This is a genomic window from Paenibacillus cineris (assembly GCF_018333335.1).
Lineage (GTDB): Bacteria > Bacillota > Bacilli > Paenibacillales > Paenibacillaceae > Paenibacillus_AQ > Paenibacillus_AQ favisporus.
In genome coordinates this window covers 4,232,285-4,251,539 of sequence record NZ_BORU01000001.1, presented here as the reverse complement: position 1 = coordinate 4,251,539, position 19,255 = coordinate 4,232,285, and the positions used below count along the sequence as shown (strand labels likewise).

Sequence of the window (19,255 nt, the reverse complement as noted above, 5' to 3'; positions counted from 1 at the left end):
ATGGATAGCGCTCCCTTAGGCTTGTGCACTGAGAGCGTTAAGTTTTTTCGCCAGGCGGGACTTCTTGCGGCTGGCTGCGTTCTTGTGGATCAGGCCTTTAGTTACGGCTTTGTCCAGTTTTTGGGATGCAGCTTGAACAGCAGCTTTAGCAGCTTCGACTTCATTATTCGTCAGCGCAGAATCGGCAGCCTTCACAGCTGTACGAAGCGCGGATTTTTGGGAAGCATTAAGCGCACGGCGTTTGTCGCTTGTTTTCACGCGTTTAACGGCGGATTTAATGTTTGGCATTGCATTCACCTCCTGTAAGGCATTCGAATAGCTCGAAATGATTCACAACTTAAAATAGTTTAGCATGGGGTACTCTAAAAAGCAATACTATCATCGCGTTCCAAAGGTTTGGATTTTAAGAGGCACATGGATCGGCGTCGTATGAACGGTGTCCGGCGTAAAAAGGTTGTGCATAAACTGGACGCCGCTCCCGCAAACTATCCATAACAAGCCAAAGGAGGCAGATGTATATGGAGTTGGATTTACAGCGCTATTCCGTGCGGACCGACCTGGCGGTCGACGCCAGGGAAATGGCGGGCCATGCCGGACCGATCCCGGGGGTCGATGAAGAGATTACGGAGAAGGACGGCATCAAGATTACCCGCCTTAACGTGCTGAATGAGGCCGGTTCCCAGGCCATCGGCCGCGTCAAAGGGCATTATATTACCTTGGAGGTTCCCGGACTCCGCAACGGGGACACGAAGCTTCAGGAGCAGGTAGCTGAGGCCTTCGCGCGCGAGTTTGAGGATTTCCTGGCGCTGATCGGAATTCAGAAGAAACAGACGGTTCTGATCGTCGGGCTTGGCAACTGGAATGTGACACCCGATTCGCTGGGACCGCTTGTGGTGGAGAACGTCCTCGTCACCCGGCAGTATTTTCAGCTGATGCCGGATCAGGTGGCCCCGGGATACCGGGAAATCAGCGCCATCGCCCCGGGGGTGCTTGGGCTGACGGGGATCGAGTCCAGTGAGATCGTGCAGGGAATCGTGGAACGGACGAAGCCGGATCTGATCATCGCGATCGACGCGCTGGCATCCAAATCGCTGGAGCGCGTCAACACGACGATCCAGATCGCCGACATCGGCATCCATCCCGGCTCTGGCATCGGCAACAAGCGCCGCGGCCTCACCAAGGAAGTGCTTGGCGTTCCGGTCGTTGCCATCGGCGTGCCGACCGTATGCTACGCTTCGACGATTGTGAACAATGTCATGGAAATGATGAAGAATCATTTCGGCCAGGAGACGAACCAGACCCGGCAAATTATGGGGATGCTGGACGATATCAACGAGCAGGAGCGCCTCGCTCTGGTCAAGGAAGTGCTCGAACCGCTCGGCCACGATCTGATCGTCACGCCGAAAGAGATTGACGAATTTATCGAAGATATCGCCAATATTGTCGCGAGCGGTTTGAACGCCGCCCTGCATGACGCGGTAGACCCCGGAAACACGGGAGCCTACACCCACTAGGAGGTGCAGCTCCTCCTCTCTCTTCTATCATAAATGAGGAAGCCCGAATCTATCGGGCTTTCTTTTTTTGGTTCTATCGAATCTCTCCGGCTCATAGAGTTGAAGTATAAGAGATTTCAGGAGGACAACAGAATGAAGAGGAATGGTTTTCAGCTTTGGAATATCGGCAAATGGAGAGCCAGACTGCTGTATTTTCTGTCTATGGGACGTACCTTTGTGCTGCTGGTGGTCGGATCGCTGCTGTTTTTCTTACTTCTGGGATTGGGAGGGATGGCCGAGCAGAAAATCAACGATTCTCCGGTTTCTTCTATGAAAGGATTCGCCGGCTCCGTATCAAGCAATTTCTTCATTGATATGTTAGGCATGGAACTGCCCCACCTGAATAAAGAAAAAGGGAACTCGACTTTCTCCGGGGAAAACATGACGACATTCGTATTCCAGATGCTGACCAGCGTCAACCCTAAGGATCCGAAAAGCCTGCTGGCCCGGGAAATGCCGGGCATGGGGGCGAACGATCCGGTGCTGCTGAGGCATTCGGCAGGGAATGACAACGTCGTTCCTCCCGAAGATTATAATCCGCCTGCGGAAACGGCGGGACAAACGGATACGGCCGGACAAAGCGATAACGCTTCAGCCGATCCCCAGAAGAACGGTGCGGGTCAGGCCGGAACCGATCCCGGAAAGGTCACCGACTCCGGCAAGGGCTCGGACAAGCAGCAGAATGCGTCGTCCGGTCAGGTACCGGACGCCGGCGGCAAGAAAGGTGCCGGAGAAGGAACGCCTTCCAAGGACAATGGAGGTACGGGACAATCTTCGGCGGTGAACTCCAAAAACAAATCGATCCTGATCTATCACTCTCATCCGAGAGAAGCATACAACCCGCTGCTGGGTAAAACCAGCGACAACCCCAGCTCTACGTCTCCGACGCAAAACGTTATGCTGGTCGGAAGCTATGTGGCGAAGAAGCTGGAGCAGCTCGGCATCGGCACCGCCCATTCGGAGCAGGATTACATGACGACGGTGGCCGACTATAACTATAACTTTTCCTATAAATATTCCCGCGAGACGGTGAAGGCTGCGATGAGCCAGAATAGCGGCATGAAATACCTGATCGACATTCACCGGGATTCTCAAGGGCACAGCCGGACGACGAAAGACATTAACGGCAAAAGCTACGCACAGGTCTTCTTCATCATCGGGCACGGCAACAAAAACTGGCGCAAAAACGAAGCCTTCGCCAATTCCATCCATGAACGGCTGGAAAAAACCTATCCCGGATTGTCCCGAGGCATTTGGGGGAAAGATTCCTCCATGGGCAACGGGGAATATAACCAATCGCTGTCGGAGAACAGCATTTTGATCGAGGTCGGCGGGATCGACAGCACCGATGCGGAGCTGAAGCGGACGTCGGAAGTATTGGCACAGACGATCGCGGACGTCTATTACGCGGATCAAAAGGCGGAAAAGGCCAGCACCGATCAAACGGCTCCCGCCAAGAAAGATAATAAAAGCTGAGAAAGCAATGAGCCAAGGGAGGTATGATCATGTCAAAATGGGCTAAAAAAGTGTGCGTGCTTGGAATTTGGGCAGGCATCGGCGTTCTGGTCGGCATGCAGCTGGCCAGTCCGGATGCTCCGGCGCCCGCGCCGCAGGCGCAGACGGCGGCTGCCGCCGTGCAGGCCGGGCCGCAGCAGGGAGCTTCTTCGCAGCAGCAACAACAGCCTTCCCAGCCGCGCCAAAGCTCGAACCGTTTCAAGGCGGCGGACGAGCAGCCGCAGCAGGAACAGGTCGAGGTCCAGGACTGGCATGAGAAGACTCCCGAGCAGCTGCTGGTGGACCAGGGCGGCACGCCGACGGTCGACGTGCTGGCGGATAAGACGGCAGGCCTGCTGCAGGAGCTGTCCCAAAAGGGAATCCGCCTCGTCGTCTCCCTCTTCAGCAACGTGACGGAATAATGCGGCAGGTGGGATTGCTGGCCTTTCCTCCAACTGTTATAATGAATTGATTACACATCAGGCTGTTTTTGGGGGTAAGGCATGACAGACGTACAAGCAAGGCAAAAGAACATTCGAAATTTCTCCATTATCGCCCATATAGACCATGGCAAGTCGACGCTTGCGGACCGTATTCTTGAATATACGGGCGCCCTCACCTCGCGCGAGATGCAGGATCAGGTGCTGGACCAGATGGATCTCGAACGCGAGCGCGGGATTACCATCAAGCTTCAGGCCGTTCACCTGACTTATCGCGCCGATGACGGCGAGGAATATTTGCTGAATCTGATCGATACTCCCGGACACGTCGACTTTACGTATGAAGTTTCCCGAAGCCTGGCCGCCTGCGAAGGCGCGCTGCTGGTGGTGGACGCCGCCCAGGGAATCGAAGCGCAGACGCTGGCCAACGTCTATTTGGCACTGGATAACAACCTGGAGATTCTTCCGGTCATTAACAAAATCGACCTGCCGAGCGCCGATCCGGACCGCGTGAAGCAGGAAATTGAAGACGTTATCGGTCTGGACGCAAGCGATGCCGTTCTCGCCTCGGCGAAGGCCGGCATCGGTATCAAGGAAATTTTGGAGCAGATCGTCCAGCAGGTACCGCCGCCAAACGGTGATCCGGATCAGCCGCTGAAGGCGCTCATTTTTGACTCGCATTATGATCCTTACAAAGGCGTTATCGTGTATGTGCGCGTCATTGACGGCAGCATCAAAGCGGGCTCGAAAATCAAGATGATGGCTACGAACAAGACGTTCGAGGTCATCGAAGTCGGCGCGTTTAAACCGCGGATGACGATCGTGGACGAGCTTAGGGTCGGCGATGTCGGCTTTATCGTAGCGGGCATTAAGCACGTGGGAGATACCCGGGTCGGCGATACGGTCACTGATGCCAAAAATCCGACACCCGAGGCGCTGCCCGGCTACCGCAAAATCAACCCGATGGTATACTGCGGTTTGTACCCGATCGAGACGTCCGATTACAATGACCTGCGCGAGGCGCTGGAGAAGCTGCAGCTGAACGACGCTTCGCTGAGCTTCGAGCCGGAGACGTCGAGCGCGCTCGGCTTCGGCTTCCGCTGCGGCTTCCTCGGGCTGCTTCATATGGAGATTATCCAGGAGCGGATCGAACGCGAATTCAATATCCCGCTCATTACGACGGCGCCGAGCGTTATTTACCGCATTACGCTGACGAACGGCGACACGATCGAAATCGACAACCCGTCCAACTATCCGGAAATCGGGAAAATCGAATACGTCGAGGAGCCGTACGTCAAGGCGGCGATCATCGTGCCTAACGATTATGTGGGCACCATCATGGAGCTGTGCCAGAGCAAACGCGGCGAATTCGTCAATATGGAATACCTGGATACGACCCGGGTTACGATCACGTACGAAATTCCGCTGTCCGAAATCGTGTACGACTTCTTCGATCAGCTGAAGTCCGGCACGAAGGGCTATGCTTCCTTTGATTACGAGCTGTCCGGCTACCGCCGCTCCAACCTCGTGAAGATGGACATCCTGCTGAACGGGGAGCAGGTCGACGCACTCTCCTTCATCGTGCACCGCGACCGCGCATACCACCGTGGACGCGGCATCTGCGAGAAGCTGCGCGAGCTCATTCCGCGGCAAATGTTCGAGGTGCCGATCCAGGCTTCGGTCGGAACGAAGGTCGTCGCCCGCGAGACGGTCAAGGCGATGCGCAAGAACGTCCTCGCCAAGTGTTACGGCGGCGATATTTCGCGGAAGCGGAAGCTTCTCGAGAAGCAGAAGGAAGGCAAGAAGCGCATGAAGCAGGTCGGCAGCGTCGAAGTGCCGCAGGAAGCCTTTATGGCTGTCCTGAAAATCGACGACAACTAGTCAGTTTTTACCAAGCTTATAGAGTACATTGGACCATTCCACGGGAGAGCCGCTGCGGCTTTCCCTTTCTAAATATAAGGAGGGAATTTGCGATGGCGATGTTGAATCCGCAAGGGACGCCAAGAGTTAAGTATCAGGGGAACCGTAAACCCCAAGCGGTTTATCTGCACATTCCCTTTTGCACGAATAAATGCTTTTACTGCGATTTCAATTCCTATGTGCTGAAGAACCAGCCGGTGATGGAATATTTGCAGGGGCTGGAGCGGGAAATGGAACGAACCGTCAAAGAGGTTCCTCCCGGTAAAATAACGAGCATTTTCGTCGGCGGGGGAACCCCGACCGTGCTGAAGCCGGACGAAATGGAGTATTTCCTGAAGACGGTCAAGACGTATTTTCCGGACTGGTCGGAAGATATTGAGTTTTCGATGGAGGCCAACCCGGGGACAACCGACCTCGAAAAGCTGGCTGTGATGAGAGCGGGCGGCGTTAACCGCGTAAGCTTTGGCGTACAGGCGTTTCAGAACGAGCTGCTGAGCGGTATCGGGCGTATCCATGATACGGATGATGTGTACCAGAGCCTGGAGAATGCGCGCAAAGCAGGCTTTGACAATATGTCGATCGACCTGATGTTCGGCCTGCCGAACCAGACGGTGGACATGCTGGCAGAGAGCGTGAGCAAGGCGCTTGCGCTGAATTTGCCGCACTATTCGATCTACAGCCTGAAGGTTGAGGAGAACACGCTTTTCCATACGATGTACCAGAAGAATCAACTGCCGCTGCCCAATGAGGACGACGAGCTGAAGATGTATTTGCTGCTGATGGAGAAAATGAAGGAAGCGGGTTACGAGCAGTACGAAATCAGCAACTTTGCGAAGCCCGGATTCCACAGCCGCCACAATATGGCCTACTGGCTGAACGAAGATTATTACGGCCTTGGCGCGGGTGCCCACGGGTATGTCGGCGGCATGCGGCATATGAATATCAAAGGGGTTAATCCGTATACGGAAGCGACCAAAGAGGGACTGCCGAGAATGGAGAGCTTCGAGGTGCCCCGGGAAGAGGCGATGGAGGATTTCCTCATGGTCGGCCTTCGTGTCTTGAAGGGAGTGTCCCGGACGCATTTCGAAGAGCAGTTCGGCGTATCGATGGAAGACATGTTTGCCAAACCGCTGCATAAAATGCTGAATGCGGGGCTGCTCGAGGAGAAGGGCGACGGGTACCGCCTCAGTGAACGGGGAATCCTGTTCGGCAACGACGTTTTCGGCGAATTTATAGGCTCGCTCACCGCAAAATAACCGCTTGAACTTCTATGCGTGTTGTTGTATATTTATTCATATCATTGACAGCACGTGTGAGGGGGAATGGCGATGCCGGCGGTAGTTATTTGCCGTAAAGCGGTGCCAGAGGACGTAGAACCGCTTTTCGAAATGATCGATGGTTATGCACAGAAGGGGATCATGCTGCCGCGCTCTCGCAAAGTGCTTGAGAAGCAGCTGGACCAGTTTGTCGTGGCCGAGGCGGACGGGAAAGTGATCGGCTGCGGCTCACTCTGCCAGCTGGGCGCAGACCTGGTGGAGATCCGCTCCCTGGGAATTGCGGAAGGGCACAAGGGGATGGGAATCGGCTCCAAACTGGTGAGCAAGCTCACGGAAGAGGCGAGAAGACAAGGCATTCCTAAAATTATGGCCCTGACGTACGAAGTATCGTTTTTTCTGAAAAACGGATTTTCGGTTGTGGAAAAAGAGATTTTTCCCGAGAAGGTTTGGACCGATTGCGTGAACTGCGCCAAGCAGCATGCATGCGATGAAATAGCTGTTCTTAAGATGCTGAACTGACTTGACAATGCTCATGTCAGTTTGGTATTTTTGTATTAACGGTTAGCACTCATCTCTTTAGAGTGCTAACGATGCTCGAAATAAAGGTCACCAAGGGGGGAATGGTATGCTTACCGAACGTCAAAGAATGATACTGAATGCCATTGTGGACGACTATATTCGCTCCGCTGAACCCGTAGGCTCCCGCAGCATTTCGAAACGAGGCGATGTCGGCTACAGTCCGGCGACAATCCGCAACGAAATGGCTGATCTGGAAGAGCTGGGCTTTTTGGAACAGCCCCATACTTCGGCCGGCCGCATTCCATCTCATAAAGGTTACCGGTATTATGTCGATCATCTGGATCCGGCCTATTCGGCGCCTCCGGGGGAAATCCGGCTGCTCCGCAAGTTTTTTGCCGAGAAGCTCAGCGCGATGGAGCAGGTGATCCAGCATGCAGCCATGATACTATCCCATATGACGAATTACACTTCCATCCTGCTTGGACCGGAAGTTTTTCATACTTCACTGCGGCATTTTCAGCTGCTTCCGCTTAACGAGGAAACCGCCGTCGCGATTATCGTGACGAGCACGGGACAGGTGGAGAACAAGACGGTTCAGCTTCCGCCGGATGTGCCGGTCTCCGAGATCGAGAAAGTCGTCAACCTGCTGAACAGCAAGCTGATGAATGTACCTATATATAAGCTGAAGACAAGATTATATACAGAACTCGGCCAGGAGATGGAGCGCCATATTTCCAACTATGAAGAAATCATGAAGGTGCTGGACAACATATTCCTGGACGGTGAGGCCGACCATCAGCGGCTGTATTTGAGCGGAACGACCAACATGCTGACCCAGCCGGAGTTCAAGGATGTCGATAAAGTGAAGACGATCCTGGACCTGCTCGAAGAGACGCCGACGCTTACGAAGATGATGGCGCCCCAGGATGGGGGCGGCATTCAGGTACGGATCGGCACGGAGAACGACCATGAGGCGTTTGCCAACTGCAGCCTGATCACGGCGACTTACTCGCTTGAAGGGGAAGCGCTTGGCACCATCGGCATTTTGGGCCCGACGCGGATGGAATACGCAAGGGTCATGAGCATTTTGAACATATTGTCCAAGGATCTGACGGCCATGCTGTCACACTGGTATAAATAAGGGGGAGAGGACGGATGAGTCAAGGCCAGCAGCCGGTTCGCGAGGGTGAAGAACGCTACGCAGCCCTGCTTAACAACAGCAATGCGGTCCGTGCCATCACCTCTGCGGTGGAAGGGACGCTCGGCCCCAAGGGGCTGGACGTCATGCTGGTCGGCTCCCGCGGGGAAGTCATTATTACCAATGACGGCGTGACGATCCTCGACAAAATGGACGTAACGCATCCCGCCGCCAGATTGCTGATCCAGGTGGCCCGCAGCCAGCAGAAGCAGGTCGGCGACGGAACGACGACGGCAACGGTGCTCGCGGGAGCGCTGGTGCAGGAAGGCGTTGCGCAAATCGTCAGAGGTGTCCCTGCTTCCAAAGTGGTCGCCGGCATGCAGCAGGGCATTCGCATGGCGGTGGAAGCGCTGCGGCGCCGGACCCGGGTTATTGAAGGGCTGGACGATCCGCTGCTTGCCAAGGCGGCTTATGTCGCCGGACGCGAGCGCGAGGATATCGTCCGCCTTGTCATGGAAGCCGCTTCGAAGGTGGGGACCCGGAAGCTGAGGGAACCCGGCTATTTGCTAGCCGATGCGGTTACCGCCCACGAGAAAGGCGATAATGAAGTATATGAAGGCATTCTTTTGAAGCAGAAGCCGCTTCATTCGCATGATAGACCCGTGCTGAAGAGCACGAAGATTCTCGTCCTGCACGACGCGCTCGAGCCAGAGACGCTGGATGAAGAGGTTTTGACGACGGAAGCCGGCTTTGCCCGGTACATGGAGCTGCGCGACCGCTTCAGCAGCGAGCTTCACGTGCTGGCCGACCTCGGGGTGGGGCTTGTTCTGCTGGAACGGGGAATCCATCCCGATGCCGAGCAGTTCTGCATGGACCACGGCATCATGGTGGTGCCGCGCGTGAGCCGCAGCGACCTGCTGCGCGTCAGCGAGATGACAGGGGCGGTGCCCATGCGGCGCACCGCCTTACATAAGGAGCGCGATTCGCTTGCCAAGCTTCTGGGGAATTCCCCCTATGTGGCTTATGACGAAAGGCTGGAACGCGTGCGGGTCAGCAGCGGGGGGCAGGGGCGCGAGCCGTTTGTCACGCTGATCGTCGGGGCGAGCACCGCGGAAGTCGTCGGGGAATCCGCCCGGATTGCCGCGGATGCGGCCTCGGCTGTACAAGCCGCCGTTTCCGGCGGGGTGCTTCCGGGCGGAGGTACGGCCGAGCTGGCCGTCTCCTACGAGCTGGAGCATCAGCGGGAGGCGGTGAAGGGCATGGAAGCCTTCGGCATTGCCGCCGTGGCAGCGGCACTGCGCAAGCCCATGGCACAGATTTTGCTGAACGCCGGCTACAACCCGCTGGAGAAGATGGAAGAGGCGCGTGCCGCCCAGCTTGCGGAAGACTCCGACTCCATGGGCATCGACTGCGATACCGGGCTCGTCATTCGCTATGAGGAGCGGGGGATCGTCGATCCGGCCCTGGTGAAGATTCATGGGCTGGAGGCCGCGGGTGAGGTGGCGGCTGCCGTGCTCCGCATTCATAATGTCATCAAAATGAGAGGCTATGGCGGTCAGGATGAAGATTGAGTTCTTCGGACCGCATGAACCGATGAACAAAAGCATGATCAGTTTACCAAGGAGGTGAAGACATCTTGAACGAAAATCAACCATTTCAAGACAGTGAAAACGAATTGAACCAACAAACCAATGAAGAAGTGAATGAACATACAGCCGAGGCGGAGACTAGCCAAGCTGGTGAGACAGCTTCGGAGGATGCTTCTGAAGGGACGGCTGCGGAGAATGAAGCATTGGACGCTGCTGCTCTGAAGAGCGAAGTGGAGCGTCTGCAGGGGCTGGCTGACGATTATCAGCAGCGTGCCATCCGTACGCAGGCCGACTTCGACAATTTCCGCAAACGGACCCAGAAGGAAAAAGAGGACCTGGCCAAGTATGCATCCACTAAACTCGTGACCGAGCTGCTGCCTGTCGTGGATAATTTCGAACGGGCTCTCGCCGCTGCCGGCGAAGGCAGCGAAATAGAGTCCTTTACGAAAGGCGTAAGCATGATTTTCCGCCAATTGGAAGGCGTGCTTCAAGCGGAAGGGCTGCAGGCTATGGTTACCGTCGGCGAGCCGTTTAATCCGGAATATCATCAAGCCATCATGCAGGTGGAAAGCGATGAATACGAGGAAGGCATCGTCGTTGAGGAAGTGCAAAAAGGCTATATGCTGAAAGACAAAGTGCTTCGTCCAGCCATGGTTAAAGTCAGCATGTAAATCCCTGCTGTTTAACATATAAGTATTGATCCACCATTTCTTATATCCCAGAGGAGGAAACCATACATGAGTAAAGTTATCGGTATTGACCTTGGTACGACTAACTCCTGCGTAGCCGTCATGGAAGGCGGCGAGGCTGTCGTTATCCCGAATCCGGAAGGTGCGCGTACGACCCCTTCGGTTGTCGGCTTCAAGAAAGACGGCGAGCGCATCGTCGGCGAAACGGCAAAGCGCCAGTCCATTACGAACCCTGACCGTACAATTATTTCGATCAAACGCCACATGGGTACAAACCATAAGGAAACGATTGACGGCAAAGAGTTTACGCCTCAAGAAATTTCCGCAATGATTCTGCAAAAGCTGAAATCCGATGCCGAGGCTTATTTGGGCCAACCGGTAACCCAAGCGGTTATTACGGTTCCGGCATACTTTAATGACAGCCAGCGCCAAGCGACCAAAGACGCCGGTAAAATCGCCGGTCTGGAAGTGCTGCGGATCGTCAACGAGCCGACGGCTGCCGCACTCGCTTACGGTCTGGAAAAAGCGGAAGATCAAACGATCCTCGTATACGACCTTGGCGGCGGTACGTTTGACGTTTCGATCCTGGAGCTGGGCGACGGCTTCTTCGAAGTTAAAGCGACGAGCGGGGACAACCACCTCGGCGGCGACGACTTCGACCAAGTGATCATCGATTACCTCGTAAGCGAATTTAAGAAAGACCAAGGCATCGACCTGAGCAAGGACAAAGCGGCAGTTCAACGTCTGAAAGACGCTGCGGAAAAAGCGAAAAAGGAATTGTCCGGCGTTCTGACGACGACGATCTCCCTGCCGTTTATTACGGTGGCGGACGGCGTACCTCAGCACTTGGAGGTTAACCTGACCCGTGCCAAATTCGAAGAGCTGTCTGCCGACCTGGTGGAACGTACTCTTGGACCAACCCGTCAAGCGCTCAGCGATGCGGGCATGAGCTCCAGCGACATCGACAAGATCGTCCTTGTCGGCGGTTCCACGCGGATTCCGGCCGTACAGGAAGCGATCAAGCGTCTGACTGGCAAAGAGCCTCATAAAGGCGTTAACCCGGACGAAGTGGTTGCCCTCGGTGCTGCGGTGCAAGCCGGCGTGCTGACAGGCGACGTGAAAGACGTCGTGCTTCTCGACGTCACTCCGCTCTCCCTCGGTATCGAAACCGCAGGCGGCGTATTTACGAAAATGATCGAGCGCAACACGACGATTCCAACCAGCAAATCGCAAATTTTCTCGACGTATGCGGATAACCAGCCAAGCGTTGAAATCCACGTACTGCAGGGCGAACGCCAAATGGCGGCGGGCAACAAAACGCTCGGACGCTTTATCCTGGGCGACATTCCGCCAGCACCTCGCGGCGTACCGCAAATCGAAGTTACATTCGACATCGACGCCAACGGTATCGTGAACGTATCGGCTACCGATAAAGGAACGAACAAAACGCAGAAGATTACGATTACGTCTTCGAGCGGTCTCAGCGACGACGAAGTGGAACGCATGATGAAGGACGCCGAGGCGCATGCCGAGGAAGACCGTCAGCGTAAAGAACTGATCGAAGCGAAGAACAACGCCGACCAGCTCGTGTACTCCACCGAAAAAACGATTAAGGACCTTGGCGACAAAGTCGACGCTTCCGAAGTCGAAAAAGCCAATGCTGCGAAGGACAAAGTCAAAGCGGCCATCGACTCCGACGACCTGGAGCAGATCAAATCCGCTACCGAAGAGCTGACCGAAATCGTGCAGCAGCTGTCCGTGAAGCTGTATGAGCAGGCTGCTCAAGCACAGCAGGCTCAAGGCGGCGAAGGCAATGCCGACGGCGCAGCAGGCTCCGCGAAGAAGGACAATGTCGTTGACGCGGACTACGAGGTTGTTGACGAGGACAAAAATCAAGGTTAACCTATAGAAAGTTATGTTCAGGAATAGGGAAGTCAAAGCCGGGGCATCCCGCTGCTTTGGCTTTCCTTTTGTCCATGAACCGGAGCATGACTGAAATATTGGGGGTGGAAGAGTGGCTGAAAAGCGTGACTATTATGAAGTCCTGGGCGTCGGCAAGGACGCTTCGGATGATGATATCAAAAAAGCTTACCGGAAGCTGGCCAGGCAGTATCACCCGGACGTGAACAAGGCGGATGACGCCGAGGCCAAGTTCAAAGAGGTCAAGGAAGCCTATGATGTGCTCAGCGACGGGCAGAAGCGCGCGACCTACGACCAGTACGGCCATATCGATCCGAACCAGGGCATGGGCGGAGGATTCTCGGGTGCGGACTTCGGCGGCATCGGCGATATTTTCGACATGTTCTTCGGAGGCGGGGGACGCCGTGACCCGAATGCGCCGCAGCGGGGGAACGACCTGCAGTATACGATGACGATCGAGTTCAAGGAAGCGGTATTCGGCAAGGAATCGGATATTACCATTCCTAGAACCGAAAACTGTGACACTTGCCACGGCTCGGGAGCCAAACCGGGAACGAAACCGCAAACCTGTTCCGTCTGCCACGGCAGCGGGCAGCAGGAAGTCGTTCAGAACACCCCGTTCGGCCGGATGGTCAACCGTCGTACTTGCTCCAACTGTAACGGTACGGGTCAAATCATCAAGGACAAATGTACGACCTGCCACGGCAGCGGCAAAGTGAAAAAGCAGCGCAAAATTCACGTGCGCATTCCTGCGGGCGTGGACGACGGCGCCCAGCTGCGCATGACCGGCGAAGGGGAAGGCGGTCTGCGGGGCGGCCCGTCGGGCGACTTGTACATCGTCATCCGCGTGAAGCCTCACGACTTCTTTGAGCGGGAAGGTGACGATATTTACTGCGAGGTTCCGCTCACGTTTGCCCAGGCGGCGCTTGGCGACGAGATCGAGATCCCGACGCTGACCGAGAAGGTCAAGCTGAAAATTCCGGCCGGTACACAAACGGGTACGTTCTTCCGGCTCAAAGGCAAAGGCGTTCCGCGTTTGCGCGGCATCGGACAGGGCGACCAGCACGTGAAGGTCGTCGTCGTTACGCCTAGCAAGCTCAGTGACGAGCAGAAGGACCTGCTGCGCCAGTTTGCCTCCCTGGACGGCGAGCAGACGCATGAGCAGGAGCAGTCTTTTTTTGACCGCATGAAAAAAGCGTTCCGCGGGGAGTAACCGCGCAATTGCAATATATAGGTAAGACGTCTTCCGACAACCTTCTGGAAGATGGATCGTTTTTAGAAAGTCCGGCCGTGGCGGCCGGGCTTTTTTGCATGCAAACCCATAGACGTTTCCAGTTCCCGGCCCGGTTGTTTCCTGCGCATAAAAGGGACCGCGCTTGCACAGCCTAAAACCGCACGTGAGAAGCCGTAAACGCTTAATCCATATAAAAAGCAGGTGATGCAAGTGTCTGAAAAGAGCATTCTGGCCTATTTTAAAAGTCCGGAAGAAGCCGAGGGTGTAGCCAAAAAGCTGCGCGCCCTGCGGGTGGTAGACCTGTCCATCGACCGCTTCAGCCGGTTTCCGGGGGCTTCGATGTACAGCACCGGCCCATTTACGGGTGGGATGACCAGCCTGACGTCTGTAACCTATGGCACAACATACAGCGATAAGGATGTCTCCATCCTGGCCGCAGCCGATCCGTCCGCAAGCGGGATGAGCGACGGCGGACAGGGAGGGCCGACCGGCCGGGATATCATTCTGAGCGTTGTGGTCGAGGAAGAATCGTTCGAGAAGGCAAGGAGAATCGTCGAGGAAGCCGGCGGCTTCGTCTAGGCGCGAAAGTGGGACCGTAACATTTTCTAAAGGTGAATAGTTCGTTCAAGGAAAGGATGGGAGCTTGATGGCTAGCCGCGATAAAAAAGGCAAAATCATGACCAAGACGGAAAAAATCAAGGAACTGATGTCGATGAAAAACGAGGATGTCGAGTTCTCAGGCGTTCTGGCCGATGCGGACGATGTGGAAGCGCTCCGCCGCAGCGAGGAGGCTGACGAGCGTCAGCTCCGCAAAATGGATACCGGCTGGACGGATGAAGATTAAGAATGCATAAAACCGTGGGGAAGCGCGATGCGGACCTGCGGTTTTTTTGTTAGCGGGGAGCCCTAAATTTTGTACTCGGCCGCCGATGTATAGTACAATGGTACTTATGCATAGGTCGAGGAGGAATTTAACGAATTATGTTATGGCATGAATTTACAATACATACTACGGAAGAAGCCGTGGAAATGATTTCAAATTTTTTGCATGAGGCCGGCGCCGGCGGTGTATCCATCGAAGAGTCGGGAACCCTGAACAAGAAACGGGATACGTCGTTCGGGCAATGGTACGAGATGCCTCTCAACGATATTCCGGAAGGACAGGCGGAAATCAAAGGGTATTTTTCCGAGGAGTCCCCTGTGGAACAGATCATTGCCGAGGTTAAGGAACGGATCGGGCAGCTGCATGAGTACGGAATCGACACGGGAGAGCTGCGCTACGAGCTCAAGACAGTGAACGAGGACGACTGGGCTACCGCCTGGAAAGCTTACTTTAAACCGCTGAAGGTATCGGAGCGGCTGACGATCAAGCCGACCTGGGAGGACTACACGCCGGCGAACGAGGCGGAGAAAATCATCGAGCTCGATCCCGGAATGGCGTTCGGCACAGGAACCCATCCGACGACGGCGCTCTGCCTGCGCACGCTGGAGAAGGTCATCCGGGGCGGGGAGGAAGTCATCGACGTCGGAACGGGCTCCGGCATTTTGGCCATTGGGGCCGTCCTGCTCGGCGCGAAGCATGTGCTTGCACTGGACCTTGATCCGGTGGCGGTGTCGAGCGCCAAGGAAAACAGCCAATTGAACGGCATGCTGGATCATCAGATTACGGTCAAGGAAAGCGATCTGCTGTCCCTGTTAAGCGGTGATCAGCGCGAAGATCTGGGCGTTACCCTGCCGGTCCAAGTGATCGTCGCCAACATTTTGGCCGAAATCATTCTACTCTTTATCGACGACGTGTACCGTGCACTCGAGCCGGGAGGCGTCTACATCGCCTCAGGCATTTACAAAAATAAGGAAGACGTCGTTCAGCAGGCGCTGAAGGACTCCGGGTTTGAGATCGAGGACGTTTGCCGTGACGAAGACTGGGTAGCCTTTGTCGCGAGAAAGAGGTCGTAATGGATTTTCTGAACAATATTCTCAGGTTTCCGCTGGAAGAGCTTCCGTTCGTCCTGATCGTGCTGGTGATTGCCTTTACGGTGCATGAATTTTCGCATGCGTATTTTGCCTATAAATTTGGAGATCCTACAGCCAAACTGCTGGGCAGGGTAACGCTGAATCCGGCGGTTCACTTCGATTTTCTCGGCGTCCTGCTGCTGGTGATCGCAGGGTTTGGCTGGGCCAGACCAGTCCCGGTCAACCGCGACAACTTCAAAAATCCCCGCCTCATGGGCGTGGTCGTGTCTGCGGCGGGGCCGCTGAGCAACTTCGTTCTGGGTATCATCGGGGCATTCATTTACGCCCTCCTGATCGCCACGGGGGTGCTGGACGGGATTACGAACGAAAGGCTGCTGTTCGCGATCACGACGTTTTTGCGCTATTTCTGCTTCATGAACTTTTTCCTGTTCTTATTCAACCTGATCCCGCTTCCGCCGCTGGACGGATACCGCATCGTCGAAGATATCGTTCCGCCGCGGGTACGGATGAAGCTGCAGCAGTTTGAGCAGTGGTCCATCTTTATTTTCCTGCTGATTCTGTTCATTCCGGTGCTGCAGATGTATACAATCAGTCCGCTGTATATGTGGGCTAACAGCATCAACTACCAGTTCGTGTTCTCCTTCCTGAAATTGTTCGGCGTGTCGATATAATCGGAGCGGGAACGCGAACGTTCGAGGCCGTATTCGCTTGTTGAATAGGGTCTGGTCATGTGAACCTAAAAGTTGTATGATGAAGTTTGTGATTTTGGAAATAGGATGTTGATAAAGGTGCAGAGATATTTTGTATCACAGGAGCAGTTTAAAGGCGATACCGTCGAGATTACCGGTGAGGATGCACGGCATATCGCCAAGGTTATGCGCAGCAAAGAAGGGGACACCTTTATCGTCAGCGACGGCCGCGAGCGGGAAGCGCTGGTGGAAATCCGGTCGATCGACCAAGGGGTTGTCACCACCGCTGTCGTCGAGATGCTGGCGATGACCCAGGAGCCGCGGGTTAAAGTCACTATTGCCCAGAGCCTCCCTAAAGGAGACAAGATGGAGACGGTGATCCAGAAATGCACCGAGATCGGTGCGGCGGCATTTGTTCCTTTTTTGTCGGAGCGAACCATCGTGCAGTACGATGCCAAGAAGGAAGAGAAGCGCATCGTCCGCTGGAGTAAAATCGCCAAAGAGGCGGCTGAACAGAGCCACCGCAACCGGGTGCCCGAGGTCGGTTATCCGATCCATTGGAAAAACCTGCTGGCTTCGTTTTCGGCGTATGATGCGGTATATTTCTGCTATGAGAAAGAACACGGTCTTCAGCTGCGGGATGCAGTGAAGCCTTGGATAGAGAAGACCGGCGCTGCCGCAGGCCTGCAGGTGCTTCTGATCGTGGGGCCGGAAGGCGGCTTCAGCGAAGAGGAGTGCCGGGCGGCGGAGGAAGCCGGCGCGGTCAGCATCGGCCTGGGACGGAGAATCCTGCGCTGCGAGACGGCGGGTATGGTTGCCCTGGCCTGCATACTTTATGAATCCGGAGAAATGGGGGGAGCTTGAACATGCCATCCGTTGCATTTTATACGTTGGGCTGTAAAGTGAATTTTTACGATACAGAGGCCATTTGGCAGCTGTTTAAAAATGAAGGCTACGAGCAGGTGGATTTCGAACAAAACGCAGACGTTTATTTAATTAATACCTGTACCGTAACCAATACAGGCGATAAGAAGAGCCGGCAGATCATCCGCCGCGCCGTGCGCCAAAATCCGGAAGCGATCGTCGCCGTGACGGGCTGTTATGCGCAGACCTCACCGGCCGAAATTTTGGACATTCCCGGGGTTGACCTCGTCATCGGGAACCAGGATCGGGAGAAAATCATTCCGTACGTGAATCAAATCCGCCAGTCCCGCGAGCCGATCAATGCGGTACGCAACATTATGAAGACGCGCGTATTTGAAGAAATGGACGTTCCTGATTTTGCTGACAGAACCCGGGCGTTTCTGAAAATCCAGGACGGCTGCAACAACTTCTGCACGTTCTGCATCATTCCATGGTCGCGGGGGCTTTCACGCAGCCGGGATCCGAAGAGCATCGTGACTCAGGCGCATCAGCTGGTGGAAGCGGGATACAAGGAAATCGTCCTGACCGGCATCCATACCGGCGGCTACGGCGACGACCTGGACAGCTACCGCCTGTCGGACCTGCTGTGGGATCTCGACAAGGTGGACGGGCTGGAACGCGTACGCATCAGCTCCATCGAGGCTAGCCAAATCGACGAGCGGATGCTCGACGTGCTGAACCGTTCCTCGAAAATGTGCCGCCACCTGCACATTCCGCTGCAAGCGGGGGATGACACGGTGCTTAAGCGGATGCGCCGCAAGTATACGACAGAAGAGTTTTACAACAAAATGCAGCTGATCCGCCAGGCGATGCCGGATGTCGGCATTACGACGGACGTTATCGTCGGGTTCCCGGGCGAAACGGAAGAAATGTACCGGAACGGCTATGAGCTGATGAAGGCGATCGGGTTCTCGGAAATGCACGTCTTCCCGTATTCCCAGCGGAACGGCACGCCGGCCGCGCGGATGACCGACCAGGTGAGCGAGGAAGTGAAGCATGCGCGGGTGCGCGAATTAATCGCGCTGTCCGAGCAGATGCAGCTGGCGTATGCCCAAAAATTCGTCGGCCAGGTGCTGGACGTCATTCCGGAAGGCACTTCCAAAGGAACCCATGGTCCGGGCAAAATGCACGGCTTCAGCGATAACTATCTGCAGCTGATCTTTGACGGTCCGGAAGACCTGCAAGGCAAGCTGTGCCGAGTCAAGCTGACCAAAGCCGGCGTTCACGAGTGCGAAGGCCAGCTGGTGCGAGTGCTGGACGAAAGACCGGGACAAGCGGTTTAATCTGTATATAGCAAGGTCCCTATGCATTGCGGGATCTTGGGCGAATGGCAAGGATTTCATTTCCGGCAGCACCGGAGGTGAAATCCTTGTTTGTACTAGGGCATGAGGAGGAGGAGCGGGTGATGAGGAAGGAAATATCGGCAGGAGGTGTCGTGTTCCGCCGCATCGGCGGCCAGCTGGAGATTCAGCTGATTCTGGACCGCTACGGCAAAATTTCGATGGCCAAAGGCAAAATGGAGCCGGGCGAAACCGTTGAGCAGACCGCGCTGCGCGAAATCGAGGAAGAGACGGGCATTATCGGCAGTATCATTTCCCCCGTGGACATCATTAAATATATGTACAACCATCCGATTCATGGCCAGGTTCAAAAAGAAGTTCATTATTACCTGGTGGAGGCGGTCGGCGGATCGCATCGGCCTCAGGTGGAGGAGATCAGCGGTGTGGCCTGGTATGAGCCGCTGGAGGCATGGCTCCGGCAGGATCAGAACGGGTATGATAATAATGACCGGATCGTGCGGAAAGGGCTGTCCTTGCTCGGCATCGAGGTTTAAGACTTATCTTAGGTCGGCCTGAGGAACTGTCCTCCTACGAAGCGCTTAAGGGTGAGCTATA

Annotated in this window: 19 protein-coding genes; 18 read left to right on the top strand and 1 reads right to left on the bottom strand. The window is 55.3% G+C overall.

The window, feature by feature from the left end:
• Positions 1-15 precede the first annotated feature (15 nt).
• On the bottom strand, positions 16-288 hold the full coding sequence (gene rpsT, locus KI379_RS19830; RefSeq protein WP_076169770.1) for a 30S ribosomal protein S20: 273 nt from the start codon (positions 286-288) through the stop codon (positions 16-18).
• A gap of 230 nt (positions 289-518) precedes the next feature.
• Here rpsT and gpr point away from each other — a divergent pair, with 230 nt between their 5' ends.
• The 18 genes from gpr to KI379_RS19740 all read left to right on the top strand — a co-directional run bounded on the left by gpr (position 519) and on the right by KI379_RS19740 (position 19,194).
• Entirely contained in the window at positions 519-1,514 is a 996-nt protein-coding gene (gene gpr / locus KI379_RS19825; RefSeq protein WP_076169771.1) for a GPR endopeptidase, read from the top strand.
• 132 nt (positions 1,515-1,646) lie between these two features.
• Positions 1,647-3,029, top strand: coding sequence for a stage II sporulation protein P (locus KI379_RS19820; RefSeq protein ID WP_212984468.1), 1,383 nt, complete (start codon positions 1,647-1,649; stop codon positions 3,027-3,029).
• Positions 3,030-3,058: 29 nt separating this feature from the next.
• Entirely contained in the window at positions 3,059-3,469 is a 411-nt protein-coding gene (locus KI379_RS19815; protein WP_212984467.1) for a hypothetical protein, read from the top strand.
• Between the two features lie 81 nt (positions 3,470-3,550).
• Positions 3,551-5,368: a translation elongation factor 4 gene (gene lepA, locus KI379_RS19810; RefSeq protein ID WP_076169773.1), complete on the top strand. Its 1,818-nt coding sequence runs from the start codon at positions 3,551-3,553 to the stop codon at positions 5,366-5,368.
• A 98-nt stretch (positions 5,369-5,466) separates the two neighbouring features.
• Positions 5,467-6,663: a radical SAM family heme chaperone HemW gene (gene hemW, locus KI379_RS19805; RefSeq protein ID WP_212984798.1), complete on the top strand. Its 1,197-nt coding sequence runs from the start codon at positions 5,467-5,469 to the stop codon at positions 6,661-6,663.
• Positions 6,664-6,735: 72 nt separating this feature from the next.
• Positions 6,736-7,203: an N-acetyltransferase gene (locus tag KI379_RS19800; protein WP_089548229.1), complete on the top strand. Its 468-nt coding sequence runs from the start codon at positions 6,736-6,738 to the stop codon at positions 7,201-7,203.
• A 106-nt stretch (positions 7,204-7,309) separates the two neighbouring features.
• Positions 7,310-8,344, top strand: coding sequence for a heat-inducible transcriptional repressor HrcA (gene hrcA, locus KI379_RS19795; RefSeq protein ID WP_076169775.1), 1,035 nt, complete (start codon positions 7,310-7,312; stop codon positions 8,342-8,344).
• A 14-nt stretch (positions 8,345-8,358) separates the two neighbouring features.
• Positions 8,359-9,912 (top strand): TCP-1/cpn60 chaperonin family protein, encoded by a 1,554-nt coding sequence (locus KI379_RS19790; protein WP_212984466.1) that lies wholly within the window; start codon positions 8,359-8,361, stop codon positions 9,910-9,912.
• Between the two features lie 65 nt (positions 9,913-9,977).
• Entirely contained in the window at positions 9,978-10,601 is a 624-nt protein-coding gene (gene grpE, locus KI379_RS19785) for a nucleotide exchange factor GrpE (RefSeq protein ID WP_212984465.1), read from the top strand.
• A 66-nt stretch (positions 10,602-10,667) separates the two neighbouring features.
• On the top strand, positions 10,668-12,521 hold the full coding sequence (gene dnaK / locus KI379_RS19780; RefSeq protein WP_076169778.1) for a molecular chaperone DnaK: 1,854 nt from the start codon (positions 10,668-10,670) through the stop codon (positions 12,519-12,521).
• Between the two features lie 112 nt (positions 12,522-12,633).
• Complete coding sequence (gene dnaJ, locus KI379_RS19775; RefSeq protein WP_076169779.1) at positions 12,634-13,752, top strand: molecular chaperone DnaJ; 1,119 nt, start codon at positions 12,634-12,636, stop codon at positions 13,750-13,752.
• 231 nt (positions 13,753-13,983) lie between these two features.
• The gene (locus tag KI379_RS19770; protein WP_212984464.1) at positions 13,984-14,352 is read left to right on the top strand and encodes a hypothetical protein; all 369 of its coding nucleotides are present in this window, start codon (positions 13,984-13,986) and stop codon (positions 14,350-14,352) included.
• Between the two features lie 67 nt (positions 14,353-14,419).
• Positions 14,420-14,617, top strand: a complete 198-nt coding sequence (locus KI379_RS19765) for a YfhD family protein (RefSeq protein ID WP_076169781.1) — start codon at positions 14,420-14,422, stop codon at positions 14,615-14,617.
• 137 nt (positions 14,618-14,754) lie between these two features.
• Entirely contained in the window at positions 14,755-15,729 is a 975-nt protein-coding gene (prmA, locus tag KI379_RS19760; RefSeq protein ID WP_076169782.1) for a 50S ribosomal protein L11 methyltransferase, read from the top strand.
• Positions 15,729-16,418, top strand: coding sequence for a site-2 protease family protein (locus tag KI379_RS19755; RefSeq protein WP_076169783.1), 690 nt, complete (start codon positions 15,729-15,731; stop codon positions 16,416-16,418). Before prmA ends, KI379_RS19755 begins: the two co-directional genes overlap by 1 nt.
• 117 nt (positions 16,419-16,535) lie before the next feature.
• Complete coding sequence (locus KI379_RS19750; RefSeq protein WP_089548225.1) at positions 16,536-17,300, top strand: 16S rRNA (uracil(1498)-N(3))-methyltransferase; 765 nt, start codon at positions 16,536-16,538, stop codon at positions 17,298-17,300.
• Between the two features lie 2 nt (positions 17,301-17,302).
• On the top strand, positions 17,303-18,643 hold the full coding sequence (mtaB, locus tag KI379_RS19745) for a tRNA (N(6)-L-threonylcarbamoyladenosine(37)-C(2))-methylthiotransferase MtaB (RefSeq protein WP_212984463.1): 1,341 nt from the start codon (positions 17,303-17,305) through the stop codon (positions 18,641-18,643).
• 122 nt (positions 18,644-18,765) lie between these two features.
• Complete coding sequence (locus tag KI379_RS19740) at positions 18,766-19,194, top strand: NUDIX hydrolase (protein WP_076169786.1); 429 nt, start codon at positions 18,766-18,768, stop codon at positions 19,192-19,194.
• Positions 19,195-19,255 lie beyond the last annotated feature (61 nt).

What these genes read in the sequence shown, in the direction of transcription:
- rpsT (WP_076169770.1), bottom strand. Translation starts at nt 288, where the DNA reads ATGCCAAACATTAAATCCGCCGTTAAACGCGTGAAAACAAGCGACAAA.
- gpr (WP_076169771.1), top strand. Translation starts at nt 519, where the DNA reads ATGGAGTTGGATTTACAGCGCTATTCCGTGCGGACCGACCTGGCGGTC.
- KI379_RS19820 (WP_212984468.1), top strand. Translation starts at nt 1,647, where the DNA reads ATGAAGAGGAATGGTTTTCAGCTTTGGAATATCGGCAAATGGAGAGCC.
- KI379_RS19815 (WP_212984467.1), top strand. Translation starts at nt 3,059, where the DNA reads ATGTCAAAATGGGCTAAAAAAGTGTGCGTGCTTGGAATTTGGGCAGGC.
- lepA (WP_076169773.1), top strand. Translation starts at nt 3,551, where the DNA reads ATGACAGACGTACAAGCAAGGCAAAAGAACATTCGAAATTTCTCCATT.
- hemW (WP_212984798.1), top strand. Translation starts at nt 5,467, where the DNA reads ATGTTGAATCCGCAAGGGACGCCAAGAGTTAAGTATCAGGGGAACCGT.
- KI379_RS19800 (WP_089548229.1), top strand. Translation starts at nt 6,736, where the DNA reads ATGCCGGCGGTAGTTATTTGCCGTAAAGCGGTGCCAGAGGACGTAGAA.
- hrcA (WP_076169775.1), top strand. Translation starts at nt 7,310, where the DNA reads ATGCTTACCGAACGTCAAAGAATGATACTGAATGCCATTGTGGACGAC.
- KI379_RS19790 (WP_212984466.1), top strand. Translation starts at nt 8,359, where the DNA reads ATGAGTCAAGGCCAGCAGCCGGTTCGCGAGGGTGAAGAACGCTACGCA.
- dnaK (WP_076169778.1), top strand. Translation starts at nt 10,668, where the DNA reads ATGAGTAAAGTTATCGGTATTGACCTTGGTACGACTAACTCCTGCGTA.
- KI379_RS19765 (WP_076169781.1), top strand. Translation starts at nt 14,420, where the DNA reads ATGGCTAGCCGCGATAAAAAAGGCAAAATCATGACCAAGACGGAAAAA.
- prmA (WP_076169782.1), top strand. Translation starts at nt 14,755, where the DNA reads ATGTTATGGCATGAATTTACAATACATACTACGGAAGAAGCCGTGGAA.
- KI379_RS19755 (WP_076169783.1), top strand. Translation starts at nt 15,729, where the DNA reads ATGGATTTTCTGAACAATATTCTCAGGTTTCCGCTGGAAGAGCTTCCG.
- mtaB (WP_212984463.1), top strand. Translation starts at nt 17,303, where the DNA reads ATGCCATCCGTTGCATTTTATACGTTGGGCTGTAAAGTGAATTTTTAC.
- KI379_RS19740 (WP_076169786.1), top strand. Translation starts at nt 18,766, where the DNA reads ATGAGGAAGGAAATATCGGCAGGAGGTGTCGTGTTCCGCCGCATCGGC.